The organism is Arthrobacter sp. D1-17 (assembly GCF_054130535.1).
This window is the reverse complement of the sequence record NZ_CP096382.1, coordinates 3,050,837-3,066,592: the sequence shown is the minus strand read 5'-3', so window position 1 is coordinate 3,066,592 and position 15,756 is coordinate 3,050,837. Positions and strand designations below refer to the sequence as shown.

The 15,756-nt window shown below is 64.6% G+C and carries 10 protein-coding genes; 3 read left to right on the top strand and 7 right to left on the bottom strand.

All coding sequences use genetic code 11. The annotated features are described in order from the left end of the window. Window positions 1–47 precede the first annotated feature (47 nt). From M1E01_RS14220 to M1E01_RS14195, 6 genes are all read right to left on the bottom strand, one after another. Window positions 48–1,586: a hypothetical protein gene (locus M1E01_RS14220; protein ID WP_457972210.1), complete on the bottom strand. Its 1,539-nt coding sequence runs from the start codon at window positions 1,584–1,586 to the stop codon at window positions 48–50. A gap of 1,267 nt (window positions 1,587–2,853) precedes the next feature. Next, window positions 2,854–3,948, bottom strand: a complete 1,095-nt coding sequence (locus M1E01_RS14215) for a Gfo/Idh/MocA family protein (RefSeq protein ID WP_457972209.1) — start codon at window positions 3,946–3,948, stop codon at window positions 2,854–2,856. Between the two features lie 235 nt (window positions 3,949–4,183). Then, window positions 4,184–5,284 (bottom strand): substrate-binding domain-containing protein, encoded by a 1,101-nt coding sequence (locus tag M1E01_RS14210; protein WP_457972208.1) that lies wholly within the window; start codon window positions 5,282–5,284, stop codon window positions 4,184–4,186. 54 nt (window positions 5,285–5,338) lie between these two features. Beyond that, a complete protein-coding gene (gene mmsB, locus M1E01_RS14205; protein ID WP_457972207.1) occupies window positions 5,339–6,616 on the bottom strand; it encodes a multiple monosaccharide ABC transporter permease in 1,278 nt (425 codons plus the stop codon). Window positions 6,617–6,660: 44 nt separating this feature from the next. Then, window positions 6,661–8,220: a multiple monosaccharide ABC transporter ATP-binding protein gene (mmsA, locus tag M1E01_RS14200; protein ID WP_457972206.1), complete on the bottom strand. Its 1,560-nt coding sequence runs from the start codon at window positions 8,218–8,220 to the stop codon at window positions 6,661–6,663. Between the two features lie 130 nt (window positions 8,221–8,350). Next, window positions 8,351–9,541 carry an ROK family transcriptional regulator gene (locus M1E01_RS14195; RefSeq protein ID WP_457972205.1) on the bottom strand — a complete coding sequence of 397 codons (1,191 nt, stop codon included), beginning with the start codon at window positions 9,539–9,541 and terminating at the stop codon, window positions 8,351–8,353. A gap of 211 nt (window positions 9,542–9,752) precedes the next feature. Here M1E01_RS14195 and M1E01_RS14190 point away from each other — a divergent pair, with 211 nt between their 5' ends. Continuing rightward, window positions 9,753–10,592, top strand: a complete 840-nt coding sequence (locus M1E01_RS14190) for a carbon-nitrogen hydrolase family protein (protein ID WP_457974981.1) — start codon at window positions 9,753–9,755, stop codon at window positions 10,590–10,592. Window positions 10,593–10,665: 73 nt separating this feature from the next. Here the strand turns inward: M1E01_RS14190 and M1E01_RS14185 are convergent, their stop codons facing one another. After that, window positions 10,666–12,288: a PucR family transcriptional regulator gene (locus M1E01_RS14185; RefSeq protein WP_457974980.1), complete on the bottom strand. Its 1,623-nt coding sequence runs from the start codon at window positions 12,286–12,288 to the stop codon at window positions 10,666–10,668. A 150-nt stretch (window positions 12,289–12,438) separates the two neighbouring features. Between M1E01_RS14185 and M1E01_RS14180 the strand changes: the two genes are divergently transcribed. Then, window positions 12,439–13,980 carry an amino acid permease gene (locus M1E01_RS14180; RefSeq protein ID WP_457972204.1) on the top strand — a complete coding sequence of 514 codons (1,542 nt, stop codon included), beginning with the start codon at window positions 12,439–12,441 and terminating at the stop codon, window positions 13,978–13,980. Further along, window positions 13,977–15,752 (top strand): FAD-dependent oxidoreductase, encoded by a 1,776-nt coding sequence (locus tag M1E01_RS14175; RefSeq protein ID WP_457972203.1) that lies wholly within the window; start codon window positions 13,977–13,979, stop codon window positions 15,750–15,752. Before M1E01_RS14180 ends, M1E01_RS14175 begins: the two co-directional genes overlap by 4 nt. The last annotated feature ends 4 nt before the right edge of the window (window positions 15,753–15,756 follow it).

Sequence of the window (15,756 nt, the reverse complement as noted above, 5' to 3'; positions counted from 1 at the left end):
GCCTACTTAATCAGGCATATCGCCTTTCCGTGTGTCTGACAGTCCGTTTATGCCTTCTTCCGCCGGACGGCCGTCAGTCCGCCGACTGCCAGGAGTGCCAAGGCGAAGGGCAGGAGAGCCATGTCGGTTCCGGTGTTGGCGAGCTGCTTCGTGCCAGTCGCCGCCCTTCCGGCGGCCATCACGGTGGCCCCTGCATTCTGTGCAACGGTTGCCATGGCCACGTCCGCGGTCAGGGAACCTGCAGGGAGGACAGCGATTGCGGATCCGCCGCCAGCCGTGCCGGCAACAGCTCCACTGGCTCCGCCGGTGGTGCCTTCGTTGGTTCCAGTTCCGGCTCCGCCGGTGGTGCCTTCGTTGGTTCCAGTTCCGGCTCCGCCGGTGGTGCCTTCGTTGGTTCCAGTTCCGGCTCCGCCGGTGGTGCCTTCGTTGGTTCCGGTTCCGGCTCCGCCGGTGATGCTGTCGTTGGTTCCGGTTCCGGCTCCGCCGGTGGTGCTGTCGTTGGTTCCGGCTCCGCCGGTGGTGCTGTCGTTGTCGGAGCCGTTAGCCGGATCGGTCGAAGGTGGAGTCGTGTTAGCACCTGTGCTGAGTCCGATACTCAGATCTACAACCAACCCAAGAGTGGATCCGGTTCCGGAGCCTACACCGAGGTCGACTGCACCTTCAGCGGCTGCACCGCCATTACCGAGCAGGCCCACTCCGCCAAGGCTGGCGTCGACGAGGGCGCCGGCTGAGCTGCCGGTGCCTGTTGCGGTGGCCGGGGCGGTGCCGAGGTTGGCTGTCACGAGGGCGTCGGCGGTGCTGCCGGTGCCTGTTGCGGTGGCCGGGGCGGTGCCGAGGTTGGCTGTCACGAGGGCGTCGGCGGTGGTGCCGGTGCCTGTTGCGGTGGCCGGGGCGGTGCCGAGGTTGGCTGTCACGAGGGCGTCGGCGGTGGTGCCGGTGCCTGTTGCGGTGGCCGGGGCGGTGCCGAGGTTGGCCGTCACGAGGGCGTCGGCGGTGGTGCCGGTGCCTGTTGCGGTGGCCGGGGCGGTGCCGAGGTTGGCCGTCACGAGGGCGTCGGCGGTGGTGCCGGTGCCTGTTGCGGTGGCCGGGGCGGTGCCGAGGTTGGCCGTCACGAGGGCGTCGGCGGTGGTGCCGGTGCCTGTTGCGGTGGCCGGGGCGGTGCCGAGGTTGGCCGTCACGAGGGCGTCGGCGGTGGTGCCGGTGCCTGTTGCGGTGGCCGGGGCGGTGCCGAGGTTGGCCGTCACGAGGGCGTCGGCGGTGGTGCCGGTACCTGTTGCGGTGGCCGGGGCGGTGCCGAGGTTGGCCGTCACGAGGGCGTCGGCGGTGGTGCCGGTACCTGTTGCGGTGGCCGGGGCAGTGCCGAGCGTTGCTTCGGCAGCCGCCGCGACTTGGGAAGAACTCGACGCCGTTGGACCACCCAGCAGGCCCAACGACGTCGAGGCAGTGAGGTCCGCTGAAGCGGATTCGGACCCTACGGTAACCGTTTCGGTTGCGGTGGTGTCTGCGCTGGCTGCGGTGGCTCCCAGCGCGATCAGCCCGCCTGCAAAAAGGGTGCCTAGAAGGCCCCTGCGAAATTGCTCATGCATTTTGATGTCTCCTGAAGAGTTGTTTTCGGGCGCTCCAAGGCAGCCCGATACTGGCCGTTTTTCTGCACGAAAGGTGCAGCGGGCGGCCAACTAGTCAGGAGAAGAGCCGGGTTCCAAAGCAATCGGTGAGGGGACGTGCTGGAGAGGACCGCGGGCAGGGAGAAGGCCTGCTGCGGGAAAATGTTCGAACGGTCCCGTGAGCCAGGCGGCCGAAGCGAAGGGACCGCCCGAAGACTGTCCATTCCCGGAGCCGGATCGGGGGGGAGGCCCCGGAAGCATGGGGTCGAGCCGGTTATTGTCCCCGGGAGGCGTGCCTCCACTGCTGTGCAGAGCAAGGAAAGCTTGGGCAGTGCTGCCGGATCCGGATGCACCGAGCAGAACCGACGCTGCCGGGGAAAGCACGGCTCCAACGCCTGCACTTCCAAGGGACAGTGCCATATCCAACATGGATGTGACGGATTGGGTTGCACCTTCTGCCGGCATAGAGGAAGGGGACTGTGGAGCTGCCGGGAAGGCTTTTTCCCTGTCAGCTGGAGCCGCCGAATCAACGTCCTCCAGGACCTCCCAAATAGGCGCATCCGGTTCAACGGGCGCCGGCGCGTCCGAGACGGAATCGGAAATGGACTTTAGCGGCGGGGCCAAGACTGGCACTGTCTCAGCTACTGGTACCACCACCGTCTGTGCAACCGTCTCACCAACGCGGCTGATTGCCGTTTCCGCTAGAGACACCACAGGGGCGGCTATCTGTGCCGGCAGAGATTCCGACGATGTCAGAGCGTTGGCTGCTGCCGCCGCTGGGGCGACGATTTCATCTGCGAGGGATGACGCGTACTCCGGGACAGTCACAGGAGCACGCGGAGCGGTTGCGGGAAGCACTTTCAAGGGCGGTGCAAGGACCGGAATGTCAGGCAGCTTCGGTTGGGCTGCAGGGGCCACCGCGTCGATAGCTTTCAGGGCCTGTGTCGCCAAGCCGGGGCTGTCGGTTCCGCTGCTGCCGACGGAGGTAGCAGGTGCTGTGATTCCGCCGACCAGAGCATCCCCGGCAGGTTGGGCGCTTGCATCAGCAGCAGGAGCGGAAAAGGACAGCCAGGCAATGGCGGCGGCTCCTGCAATGAGAACCGGACGCGCAGAGCGGAGCAGAGACCAAGACGACACACTGCTGGCCATGCTCGACACCCCCCGGTACGCGAACAGTTCGATAATCGTCTACAGCCTAAGCCTCAAAGAAAGCGGGAGTCCAGAGCTGTAACAAAACTTGTCAAACGAATTACGGGAGGACGCCAGGCGCACGCTGAGTGTGTGCGTCGTTGGGGTAGCTGACGCCCAATTGCGCCCGGACGCCGTCGAAGAGGCGCATCGTCTTAAGAGAATCCTCTAAAGGCATGACAGGGCTTTCGGTCAGTCCCTGTTGGATGCAACGCATCACCTCACGAAGCTCGTAGGTATAGCCACGGCCGGCAACCTCGAAATGCTCGGTGCGCAATGGCCCGCGGCCGATTCCGACGACCAGCTGCTTAGGGTTGTTGATGGATCCGAGCGACTGCAGATAACCCAGGCTTCCGGCTACCGTTGCAGTTCTGGGTCCGTGGGCCAGCAATGAGGATGTCAGTTGGGCCTGTGCGCCGTGGTGGTATTCCAGCGTCAGCGCATTCTGAGCATCCACGCCGTCGTCGTTAAGTGTGCCCGTGGCACTTACTGCCTGCGGAAAACCCAGGGTGCCCAGCGCCCACAACAGGGGATAAACGGTCAGATCGAGGAGGGCGCCACCTCCGTCCTTGACGGCCCACAGCCTCGCTGTGGGGGAGTAAGGGGCAGGGAAGCCGAGATCCGCGGTGACCCACTGCAGGGTACCGAGTTCGCCTGACGCTGCAATGTCAAAGGCTCGTTGCATGCTGGGGAGAAAGCGGCTCCACATGGCTTCCATCAGAAAGAGCTTCTTTTCCTGGGCTAACGCTATCAGCTCGGCTGCCTCGCGGGCATTGATGGTGAAGGCCTTTTCGCAAAGAACATGTTTGCCCGCGTTGAGGGCAGCGAGCACCATCTGGTGGTGCTGCGCGTGCGGGGTTGCAACGTAGACCACGTCCACGGAGTCATCAGCAAGCAGACGCTCGTAGCCTTGTTCTCCGCCATCGTCACCGTAAGCGACAGAAAACCCCAATTCGGCCGCAAACGCATCAGCTGTTTCCTGCTTTCGGGAGCTGACGGCATACAGATTGGCATCATCGAGCAAGGCAAGATCCTGGGACACCAGCGAGGCAATTCGACCGGTCGCGATGATTCCCCACCGAAGGGGAACGCCCGTCGCGGCGAGGGGGTCCTGGTTCGACTGGCTGAAGAGCCATGGCTTTGCGATGGACGTCATCTCGCCATCCTCTCACCCGAATGCCGGACGGTTTAGGAATTACGTGCGAAAGGTGAGAGAGCGTCGGGTTGGGACGTGCGAAAGGTGAGAGAGCGTCGGGTTGGGACGTGCGAAAGGTGAGAGAGCGTCGGGTGGGGACAGAAGAGCCCCGGCCCTCCCATTGGGGGAACCGGGGCTCTTCAGCGGCCGCGTCCAGCGTTGGTGCCGCCTGCAGCGTTACTTGGAGATCATGGCGTTACTTGGTGATCGGTCCGAGTACCGGATCGTCCACGTAGGCCGTCTTGACGTTCTCCTTGGTCACGATGACCGGCTCCAGCAGGTAGGCCGGAACGGTCTTGACCTTGTTGTTGTAGGACTTGTCGTCGTTGATCTCAGGCGTCTTGCCGGCCTGGATGTCCTTGACCATCGTGACCGCATGCTCCACCAGCTTGCGGGTGTCCTTGTTGATGGTGGAGTACTGCTCGCCGGCCATGATGGACTTGACGGACTCAACCTCCGAGTCCTGGCCCGTGATGATGGGCAGCGGCTTGCCGGCACCCTTGACGGCGGTAAGGACCGCACGCGCCAAGGTGTCGTTCGGGGACAGGACGCCGTCCAGCGGGGCCGAGCCGTAGCTGCCGGTCAGCAGCGTGTCAGCACGGCGCTGGGCGTTTTCTGCCTTCCAGCCCTGGGTCACAGCCTGCTCGAAGGAGGTCTGGCCGGAGCGGACCTTGAGCGTGCCGTCGTCGATCTTCGGCTTCAGGACGCTCATGGCGCCGTCAAAGAAGACCTTCGCGTTGGCATCGTCCGGGGAGCCGGCGAAGAGCTCGATGTTGTAGGGCCCTTCGGGCTTCTTGGCCTTCATCCCGTCCAGCAGCGCCTGGCCTTGGAGTTCGCCGACCTTGAAGTTGTCGTAGGCGACGTAGTAGTCCACGTTTTCTGTGTTCAGCAGCAGTCGGTCGTACGCGATGATCGTTGCGCCGGCATCCTTGGCCTGCTTGAGCTGGGTACCCAGCTGCGCACCGTCAATGGCCCCGACGACAATGACCTTGGCGCCCTTGGTGACCATGGCGCTGATCTGGTTCTGCTGTTCGGAGACGCCGCCATTGGCGAACTGGACGTCCGGCTTGAAGCCGGCTTCCTTCAGGCCGTCGTTGAACAGCTTTTCTGCCAGTACCCAGTTCTCACTGGTCTTCTGGGGGAGTGCGACGCCGATCGAGGATTCCTTGGGGAACGCCTCGCCGCCGCCGGTGCCACCCCCCGTTGCGCCGGTCTCGGAGCGGCCGCAGGCTGTCAGCGCCAGTGCCGCAATAGCAGCAACTGCTGCCGCCTTTCCTGCTTTACCAATCATTCGCATGTGCTTGGTTCACTTTCTATAGGGGTGGGAAATGCGTCCTGGGAATGTCAGCGCTCAGGCTTCCCGGGCGATGGTTTCTTTGGTGGAAGTCACTTCATCCGGCTGGAGCGGTGTACCGCCGCTGGGACGGTTGAAGTTCTGGGTCAGCATGCCGATGATGGACCGCTTGCCCTGGCTCTTGTTGTAGACATCGAACGCCACGGCGATCAGCAGGACCAGGCCCTTGATGATCTGGGTGAGGTCGGCGCCGACGCCGAGGAGCTGCAGTCCGTTGTTCAGCACAGCCATCACCAGTCCTCCGACGATCGAGCCGATCACGGTTCCGACGCCGCCCGTCACCGCGGCGCCGCCGATGAAAACTGCCGCAATGGCGTCCAGTTCCCAGCCCACGCCGTCGAACGGGCCGGATGCCGTGGAGCGGCCGACGAAGATCATGCCGGCCAGGCCGGCCAGGATGGACATGTTCATCATGACCAGGAAGTTGACCTTCTTGGACTGGACGCCGGAGAGCTCAGCGGCATGGCGGTTGCCTCCCACGGCGTAGACGTGGCGGCCGATGACGGTCTTGGAGGAGATGAAGCCGTAGATCAGCACCAGGACGGCAAGGATGAGGCCGGGGATCGGGAAGGAGGTTCCCGGGCGGCCAGTGGCGAACAGGTAAGTCGCGTACAGGATGGCGCCGCAGATAAGGATCAGCTTCACGGCCACAACCCAGCCCTCGGGGACCTCTGCACCCAGCGCCTTAGCGGTGCGGCGGGCGCGGAGTTCGCCGACAACCACGAAGGCGACGGCGGCGAAGCCCAGCAGCAGGGTCAGGTTGTTGAACCCGGTGTTCGGCCCCACCTCCGGCAGGTATCCGGAGCCGATGTATTGGAAGTCCGAGGGGACGGGGATGGTGTTGGACTTGCCGACGAACTGGTTGAAGCCGCGGAACAAGAGCATGCCGGCCAGTGTGACAATGAACGCGGGTATGCCTACGTAGGCGGTCCAGAACCCTTGCCAGGCGCCGATCAGGGCTCCCAGCGCCAGGCCGAGCAGGATGCCCGCGTACCAGGGCAGGCCCCAGTCCCGGATGGCCAGGGCCACGGTGACCCCGACGAAGGCAGCCACAGATCCCACGGACAGGTCAATGTGCCCGGCGATGATGACCAGCACCATGCCGATGGCCAGGATGAGGATGTAGGAGTTGCCGTTGAAGAGGTTGATGACGTTGCCCGGAGTGAGCGTGCGGCCGTCCGTGGCGATTTGGAAGAAGATGATCAGTGCAACCAGGGCGAAGATCATGCCGAATTGGCGGGTGTTGCCGCCAAAGAGCTTCTTGAGCGCGTTCATTGTGTCAGTCCTTGTTCTGGAAGGTTCTGGAGGATTCCAGAGGGTCAGGCGGCGGCTTTGCGGGCGGAGGTCATCAGCTTCATCAGGCTTTCCTGACTGGCCTCGTCTTTATTAAGGACACCGGTGATGGCGCCTTCGAAGATGGTGTAGATGCGGTCCGAGAGGCCCAGCAGCTCAGGCAGTTCGGAGGAGATGACGATGACCCCCTTGCCCTGGTTGGCCAGTTGCTGAATGATGCCGTAGATCTCGTACTTGGCACCGACATCGATGCCGCGGGTGGGTTCGTCCAGGATCAACAGGTCCGGGTCGGTGAACATCCACTTGGCCAGGACCACCTTCTGCTGGTTGCCGCCGGACAGCTTGGCCACGCCTTCCTCCACAGACGGCGTCTTGGTGCGCAGCGATTTGCGGTACTGCTCTGCCACGGTGAATTCCTTGTTGGCATCCACCACCATGTGTTTGGAAATCTTCTGCAGCGCCGCCGAGACCGTGGTGGTCTTGATGTCATCCAGGAGGTTCAGGCCCAGGGACTTGCGGTCCTCCGTCACGTAGCCGAGGCCGGCGTCGATGGCCTGCCTGACGTTCTTGAGCTGGATCTCCTTGCCGTCCTTGTAGATGCTGCCGGTGATGTAGCGGCCGTAGGACCGGCCAAAGACAGACCGTGCCAGTTCTGTTCGGCCGGCACCCATGAGCCCGGCGAAACCCACGATTTCACCGCGGCGGACGAAGAAGTTTGAGCCTTTGCAGACCAGGCGGTCCTGGATCTGCGGGTGCCCGACGGTCCAGTTCTTCACCTCAAAAAAGACCTCGCCGATCTTGGGCTCGTGGGGCGGAAAGCGGGACTCCAGAGTGCGGCCCACCATGCCCTTGATGATGCGGTCCTCATCCACGCCGTCCGCCTTCACATCGAGCGTTTCGATGGATTTGCCGTCGCGGATGATGGTGATGGAGTCCGCGATCTGCTCGATCTCGTTCAGCTTGTGGGAAATGATGATGGACGTGATGCCGCGGCCCTTCAGGCCCAGCATCAGGTCCAGCAGGTGCTGCGAATCCGATTCGTTCAGCGCCGCGGTCGGCTCGTCCAGGATGAGGAGTTTCACGGACTTGCTCAGCGCCTTGGCGATCTCCACGAGCTGCTGCTTGCCGACGCCGATTTCCTTGATCGGAGTGTCCGGGTCTTCCCGGAGTCCTACGCGGGCCAGCAGCTCACGGGTCCGGGTGCGGGCTTCTGCCCAGTCGATCACGCCGCGCTTGACCGGTTCGTTGCCGAGGAAGATGTTCTCCGTGATGGACAGTTCCGGGATGAGTGCCAGTTCCTGGTGGATGATCACGATGCCGCCGTGCTCGCTGGCCCGGATGTCCCTGAACTGCTGGACTTCGTTCTGATAGACAATGTCGCCGGTGTAGCTGCCGTAGGGGTACACCCCGGAAAGGACCTTCATCAGGGTTGACTTGCCGGCGCCGTTCTCACCGCAGATCGCGTGGATCTCGCCGGCCTTCACCCGAAGGTTCACATCGGACAAGGCTTTAACGCCCGGGAATTCCTTGGTGATGTTGCGCATCTCGAGGAGGATCGGATCTTCGTGCGTGGTCTCGGACGTCATCTGCCCTTACGCCTCCAATTAAAGACTTCGTTGTCTGCCCTGCAAGCCGCAGGGCCGTCTGATGAAAAAGTAAACTGGATCACGGCCGTTGTCGTCAAGTCTTTAACGCAACGGCCCGATAACGAAAGAGCTAAGAACGCCGGATTCCGGAATGCTGGAACACGAGCGCCGCAGCCCCCAGCGCCTCGGCACGGTCCCCCAGGGAGGACATGGTCAGGGTGGTGGTCTCTCCGATGACGGGAACCGCATGGCGGATCAGGCCCCTCCGTATGGGGTCCAGCAGGAGATGGCCGAGTTCTGCCAGAGGTCCGCCGACCACGATCACCTCGGGATTGATCAGATTGGCCACGTTGCCCAGCGCCCGGCCTACGGCGAGCCCCGCGTCGTCCACAACCCTGAGGGTCGCACTGTCCCGCGCCAGTGCCTTGCGGACGATGTCCTCGGGCGTCATCGGCGTTTTTTCGCCGCGGCTGAGCAGTTCAATCATGGTGGTGGTGGAGGCGATGGTTTCCAGGCAGCCCCTGTTGCCGCAGCGGCAGATCAGGCCGTGTTCATGGATGGTGGCATGGCCAATTTCGCCGGTGATGCCGACGCTGCCGTAGTACGGGGCGCCGTTGAGGATAAGGCCGGCGCCGATGCCCGAGCCGATCTTCATGAACATCAGATTGCTGATACCGCTGTGCGGTCCCCAGGTGACCTCCGACAGTGCGCCCAGATTGGCATCATTGTCAATGAAGACGGGGAACTGCAGGGTGTTTTCGAGGTGCTCGAGAATATTGATGCCCACCCACTCCGGGAGGATGGCGCCCTGCGCCACAGTGCCCGTCCGGCGGTCGATGGGGCCGGGAATTCCGACGCCGGCTCCTACTATGGCGCTCCGCTCCACACCGCTGTTGTCAAGCAGCCGGGCCAGCAGCGCGACGGCGGCCTCGATGCCCTCGGCGGCATGGTGGCCCAGGGGGAGGAGGACGGAGTCCTCGGCGATGATCTCGTAACTCAGGGACGCCAGCACCACGCGCAGATGGCGCCGGCCGAAGTCGATGCCAACCGCCACGGCGCCGTTGCTGTTGAGCCGCACATTGAGTGCCCGCCGGCCCGAGCTGGTGGTGGGTTCGGTTGATGCCAGTCCGGAATCCTGCATGATCTTGACGATGTTGGAGACGGTGGCAGTCGAGAGTCCCGTTTGGCGGGCAAGTTCCGCCTGCGTTGCAGGGCCGCTCAGCAGGCATTCGATAATCCGCTGCTGGTTCAAATGCCGCAGGGCGGATTGCGACCCCGGGTTACTGGTTCGGCTCCTCGTTGAGCTCGATGTTGAGGGCATGCTTGAAAGCCTGCACCATGCGTGCTTTGTAGTCAAGAAGTTAACGCAAGGATTCGGTTGTTCCGTCGGGTGGAACGGCGGACAATACATCCCGCCGACCTTCGAGCGGGGTGCAAATGGCCCGGCGGAGGCGGCGCGGTGCGGGGCTACGCTGAGGAGAACCGGGTCCGTCGATGGTCGGACCTTCACGAGGACTCTTGAGGTGATTACGGTGTTGCTGGCGCTGATGCAGGAAAACTCCGCAGTTCTGGACGTCGCGAAAAACTGCAGCGTAGTTGATGAGGCAGCCCGCAAGGCCGCCGCGGCCGGCGCCGGTGTTCTGCTGACGCCCGAGCTGTTCCCGGTGGGCTACGCGCCGCTGCCGGTCCGCACTGAACTGGACCCCGAGATCCTTCCCGGCATCCGGGAACGTCTTGCCGGCATCGCCCGTCGCCACAGCATTGCGCTTGTGTACAGCCTCCCTGTCGTGACCGCCGGGCAGTGGCATATCTCCGCCACCCTGGTCGGCAGCCGGGGGGAGGAGCTGCTTAGCTATTCCAAGGTCCATCTATTCGGCCCGGAGGAGCGCAAGGCGTTCAGCCCCGCCGAAGAAGCCCCCGCCGTCGTGCTCCTGGACGGCATCAGGACGTCGCTCGCCATCTGCTACGACGTGGAGTTCCCCGAGACGGTTCGGGCCGCTGCCGCCCGGGGCGCTGAACTGCTCCTTGTTCCCACGGCGCTGGGGCACGAATTTGAGAACGTGCCCCAGATTCTGCTGCGCGCGAGGGCCCTGGAAAGCCAGTTAACTGTGGCCTATGCCAACCACTGTGGAGAGGAGGACGGGTGCGAGTTCCTTGGGGGAAGCGTGATTGCCGCCCCCGACGGGGCACTGCTGGCGGCCGCGGGGACCGGGCCGGAACTGCTGTTTGCGGAAGTGAGCGCCGCGGCGGCCGGGCGCGCCCGGAACGCGGTGCCTTACCTTGCTGAGCGCCGGCCACCTATCTATCGGGCGTGGGAAGAAGCGCTTGCACAGGAGCATGAACAGGAGCAGGCGCAGGAACAAGGCCCGTAGCCAGGACGAGGCATTCGGGCAGGAAGCGGGCCGGGAAATCCGGCCGGGGGCACCGGGAAAACAGCCGGAAGTTCTAGGAGTCAGCCTGTGCGGCAGGAGCCGGGCCGGCCGGAAGCAGCCCGTCCACGTACTGCAGGGCAATCCACAGCTCTGCCCGCACCTGCGCCTGGTTGAGGTCGGTATCCAGCAGTTCTGCCACGGCATGGATCTGCCGCCTCACGCTGTTGCGGTGAAGACCCAGGACTTTCGCTGTGGCGTCCCAGCTTCCGTTCTCGCCCAGCCACGAGCGCAGCACCGCCAACTGCGCGTCCCGGCGCTCGGGCTCCTGTGCAAGCAAAGGCTCCAGGATCCGGCCGGCCAGCATGGTGCCGGCTTCCCTGCCCAAAAGTCCGGCCACTGTCCAGGACACTTCATCCACGCGCACACTTACGCCGGTATTCACTACACGTGGGCGCAGGGAAGCCGCGCGCTGGTACGCCGCGGCCAGGCCCGCCAGTTCTGTGGCAGCACCGATGACGAGGCGCCAGCCGAGCTTCTCCACCTCACCGAGCAGGACGTCGTCAACCTTCAGCCTGGTAACCGCGGCGAAGCCGTAGTCAGTGATTTCCACGAGCTTGGTGTCGAAGAGCCGGCGCCACTGAAGCAGCTCACGGACGGGGCTTTCGCCAGCGGGGCGCCTGGCCGGCTCAGCCGTGATTCCCTGCACGACGCGCAGCGGTGCGGAGCGCGTCGAGGACGTGCTTTGGGCCAGCAGGTCCCGCAGCTGGTTGACGTGCCGCGCTCCGCCGGTGGCCAGGCTGTCCGGGTGCAGCAGCAGGGCGGTGGCCAGCTGGCTCGGTGCCAGCGACCCGCTGGTCCGCTGCCGGACCAGCAGTTCCAGCAGCCCGACGGCGGATGAGACCACGCTGTTCTGCGATGGGGTCAGCGGCTGGTCCGTTCCCAGAATCAGGGCGCCGAGGTTGGCGTCCCGGGTGCTGCGCAGCGGGTGCCCAAACACCAGGGCAGAGCCGGGAACGTCGAAGGAATCCATTTCCACGCGGGGGCCGCTGCCGCCGAGCAGCCGCTCGAGGATCTGCTGCAGGGCGGAAAGCTCGACGCCGGTGCCCGCCCGGGCGCGGACCCTGCCGTCTGCGCCGACCAGCACTGCCCACACCGGGACACGCTGGACCAGAGCGGCCAGAAGCTCATGTTCCGGGCGCGCGGAAAGGACCGCCCGCATCAGCTGCCGGTTGGTGTCTGCCAGCTGCCGGAAGACTTTGGCGTTGTCCGATTCGAGCAACTGCGAAAACTCCAGCCCGATGGCAGCGAACGGCACAGTGCCTGGCACTTCTACAAGCGTCAGGTTATGCCGGACGCAGGCCCTGACCAGTGCTTCCGGCACCGCATCGAAGTAGGGTTCCAGCCCGAAGCCCAGGGCTCCCACACCGGCTCCCACCAGGCGCCGCACATAGGCGTCGACCTGGGCCTCATTGCCCGCCTCACCCACGAACGGGAGCCCGGCCGTGAGGAGGAACTCGCCGTCGAGCAGGTACGGAGTGGGGTCCTCCAGCTCGCTGGGCTCAACCCAGCGCAGCAGTCCGGAACCGCTGCCGCCGTCGTGAAGGATTTTCAGCTCGGGAGGCAGTTTCTGCAGGAGCTGATCCAGTGTGACGACGCTGAGCGGCTCCCCGGCTCCGGAATCCGGCTGGCCGGCCATGGCATCCGCCAGAAAACCCCCGCCGGCCTTTTGTGCATAACGTCTCATGCGCAGCAACTATAGGTCATTTTGCACAACCTTGAGAGGTGGCTCACACGCCTAGTCTTGGGCAAGGGGAAAACGACAACTACTCACGAACGGACGTCAACGATGACTGTGCCCACTTACACAGAGCAGCGGCCGGCCGCGCCGGATCGCCGACCGGGCCTGGGTGCCCAGCTGCTGCGCCGCAAGCCGATCGGACAAATGGTCAACGAGGCCGATACAGGTCACGGCGGCACCCGCCTGGTCCGCAGCTTTGGCGTGCTGCAGCTGACCATGATCAGCGTTGGGGCAACCCTGGGCACGGGAATCCTGGTGATCCTGGGCGAATCCGTGCCGCTGGCAGGTCCGGCCATCTGGGTTTCCTTCGCCATCGCCGGACTCGCGGCCTTGCTGTCCGCAGTCTCGTACGCCGAGATGGCGGGCCTCGTGCCGGTGGCCGGTTCCAGCTATTCCTACAGCTATGCCACCCTGGGAGAGGGCATGGCCTGGATCTGCGGATGGTGCCTGGTGCTCGAGTATGCCGTCTCGGTGGCCGCGGTGGCTGTGGGTGCAGGCCAATACGTGAACGAAGCCCTGGCCATCTTCGGCCAGGTCCTGCCGGATGCCGTCACGCAGCCGCCGGGCGACGGCGGTGTCATGAACATCCCCGCCATGGTCATCGTCCTCCTGGCGATGGTCCTGCTGGTCCGTGGCGCCAAGGAAAGCGCATGGGTCAATACGGCAATCGTGGTGATCAAGGTGGCAATCCTGATCTTCTTCTGCGCAGTGGCCTTCACCGCGTTCAACGCAGGCAACTTCGCACCGCTGCTGCCGATGGGTGCAGCCGGAGTCTCCGCTGCCGCCTCCACCGTCTTCTTTTCCTACATCGGCTTTGACGCGGCGTCCACGGCCGGTGAGGAAGCCCGCAACCCGAAGCGTGATCTGCCCCGGGCCATCATGCTCTCCATGCTGATTGTCACCACCATCTACGTTCTAGTGGCTGTTGCAGCAATCGGAGCCCGTCCGTGGGGTTGGTTCGACGGGACGGAAGCCGCCCTGGTCAAGATCCTTGAAGAGATCACCGGACAGCCTTGGATGGCACTCGTCTTTGCCGTCGGAGCCGTCTTCGCCATCGCCAGCATCGTCCTGACGGTCCTCTACGGACAGACCCGCATCCTTCTCTCCATGGCCCGCGACGGGCTGGTGCCGCGCATCTTCGGTCGCGTCTCGCAGCGGACCGGCACTCCGGTTGCGGGCACGCTCATTGTCGGCATTCTGGTCGCGCTGACAGCGGGCATGGTTCCGCTGGGGGCGCTCGCGGACGCCACGAGCATCGGCACCCTCTTTGCCTTCGCCCTGGTAAACGTCGCCGTCATCTACCTGCGCCGCACCCGGCCGGAACTCAGGCGGACGTTCCGCGTGCCGCTGTTTCCCCTCACCCCCATCCTCGGCGCCCTCATGTGCGGGTACCTGATGGCCAACCTCGGCGCCGACACCTGGGTGACCTTCGGCATCTGGATGCTGGTGGGCCTCGCTGCCTACTTCGGCTACGGACGGCGCCATTCCAGGGTGGCTTCCCTCAGCGAGCGTGAATACCGTGAGCTGTCCAGCCGCGAACTTTCGAACACACCGTCAAATCCTGAGACCATGAAGGCAGAGCTTCCATGACCACCGCTACCGAACTGCCGGCGTCCGATCCCTCAAGCACGTCAACCCTGGCCCCGACAACACTGGCCCCGACAACCCTCGCCCCGTCGGCCGGCGCCGAGACGGCCGTTGCCGACAGGCCGGACCTGGCGCCCGTGACCATGCTTAACCCGGATTTCCCGTTCAGCTACGACCATTACCTTGCCCACCCTGACGGGCTGGGTTTTGTGCCGGTCCAACTGCACGGCACGGAAGTGGCTGTGATAGGCGCCGGGCTGTCCGGGCTTGTGACGGCCTACGAACTAATGAAGCTCGGGCTGCGGCCGGTGGTCTATGAAGCGGACCGCATCGGCGGGCGCCTGCGCACTGCGGCTTTCCCGTCAGCCCCGGGGGTGGTGGCAGACTTGGGCGGCATGCGCTTCCCCGTGTCCGGCAAGGCGTTCTACCACTATGTGAACCTGCTCGGGCTGGAGACGCAGGACTTCCCCAACCCGCTGGCACCGGTAACCTCCAGCACTGTGATCGAACTGGCCGGGAAGAAGCACTATGCAAGCACCCCGGCGGACCTGCCGCCGTTTTTCCGCGAGGTGGCCGAGGCCTGGAAGGCGGCCGTGAACGACGGGGCCCGGTTCAGCGAGATGCAGGACGCCATCCGGGCCCGGGACACAGCCCGGATCAAGAAACTCTGGAACGAGCTGCTGCCGCTGCTGGACGAGCAGACGTTCTACGGCTTCATCGCGGCCAGCGAATCGTTCAGGCAGGCCGGTTTCGCCCATCGTGAGGCCTTCGGTCAGGTCGGGTTCGGCACGGGCGGCTGGGACACCGACTTCCCCAACTCGATCCTGGAAATCCTGCGGGTCGTCTACACCGACGCCGACGACCAGCACCGGCTCATCAAAGGGGGAGCGCAAAGGCTCCCCGAGGCACTGTGGCACCACGCGCCGTCGGGCATGGCCCACTGGCCGGAGGGAACGTCGCTGGCGTCCCTGCACTCAGGTTCGCCGCGCGGCGCCGTGGAGCGGATCGGCCGGGACGCCAACGGGGACCTGCGAATCCGTGAGCGGTGGGGCCGTGAGTCCGCCTATCCGGCTGTCGTGACCACGTGCCAGTCGTGGCTGCTGTCTACGCGGATCCACACGCAAGAAGCGCTGTTCCCCGCCGAGTTGTGGACAGCGATCGAGCGCTCGCACTACATGCAGTCCTCGAAGACCTTCGTGATGGTGGACCGGCCGTTCTGGAAGGACATTGATCCCGCCACCGGCCAAGAGGCCATGTCCATGACACTGACGGACCGGCTCAACCGGGCCACCTACCTGCTGGACAACGGTCCGGACAAGCCGGCAGTGATCCTGCTGTCCTACACCTGGAACGACGACGCCCTGAAGTGGCTCGCGCTCGACGCCGACCAGCGCGTTGAGCTGATGCTGCACTCGCTTGAACAGATCTACCCGACGGTGGATATCGCCAGCCACATCGTGGGCCAGCCCATCACGGTCTCCTGGGAATCGGACCCGAACTTCATGGGAGCTTTCAAGGCCAATCTGCCAGGACACTACCGGTACCAGCAGCGCCTCTTCACCCACTTTAAGCAGGACAAACTCCCCGGGGCACAGCGTGGGATCTTCCTTGCCGGCGACGACATCTCCTTCACCGCGGGGTGGGCCGAGGGCGCCATCACCACCGGCCTGAACGCCGTGTGGGGTGTTGTGAACCACCTCGGCGGGTCCTCCGCCGCAGCCAACCCCGGCCCCGGCGACCTGCTTGACGAGCTGGGCCCGATCAGCCTGGACTGATGGG

Coding starts and splice junctions, on each gene's coding strand:
- M1E01_RS14220 (WP_457972210.1), bottom strand. CDS start 1,586: ATGCATGAGCAATTTCGCAGGGGCCTTCTAGGCACCCTTTTTGCAGGC.
- M1E01_RS14215 (WP_457972209.1), bottom strand. CDS start 3,948: ATGACGTCCATCGCAAAGCCATGGCTCTTCAGCCAGTCGAACCAGGAC.
- M1E01_RS14210 (WP_457972208.1), bottom strand. CDS start 5,284: ATGCGAATGATTGGTAAAGCAGGAAAGGCGGCAGCAGTTGCTGCTATT.
- mmsB (WP_457972207.1), bottom strand. CDS start 6,616: ATGAACGCGCTCAAGAAGCTCTTTGGCGGCAACACCCGCCAATTCGGC.
- mmsA (WP_457972206.1), bottom strand. CDS start 8,220: ATGACGTCCGAGACCACGCACGAAGATCCGATCCTCCTCGAGATGCGC.
- M1E01_RS14195 (WP_457972205.1), bottom strand. CDS start 9,541: ATGCCCTCAACATCGAGCTCAACGAGGAGCCGAACCAGTAACCCGGGG.
- M1E01_RS14185 (WP_457974980.1), bottom strand. CDS start 12,288: ATGGCCGGCCAGCCGGATTCCGGAGCCGGGGAGCCGCTCAGCGTCGTC.
- M1E01_RS14180 (WP_457972204.1), top strand. CDS start 12,439: ATGACTGTGCCCACTTACACAGAGCAGCGGCCGGCCGCGCCGGATCGC.
- M1E01_RS14175 (WP_457972203.1), top strand. CDS start 13,977: ATGACCACCGCTACCGAACTGCCGGCGTCCGATCCCTCAAGCACGTCA.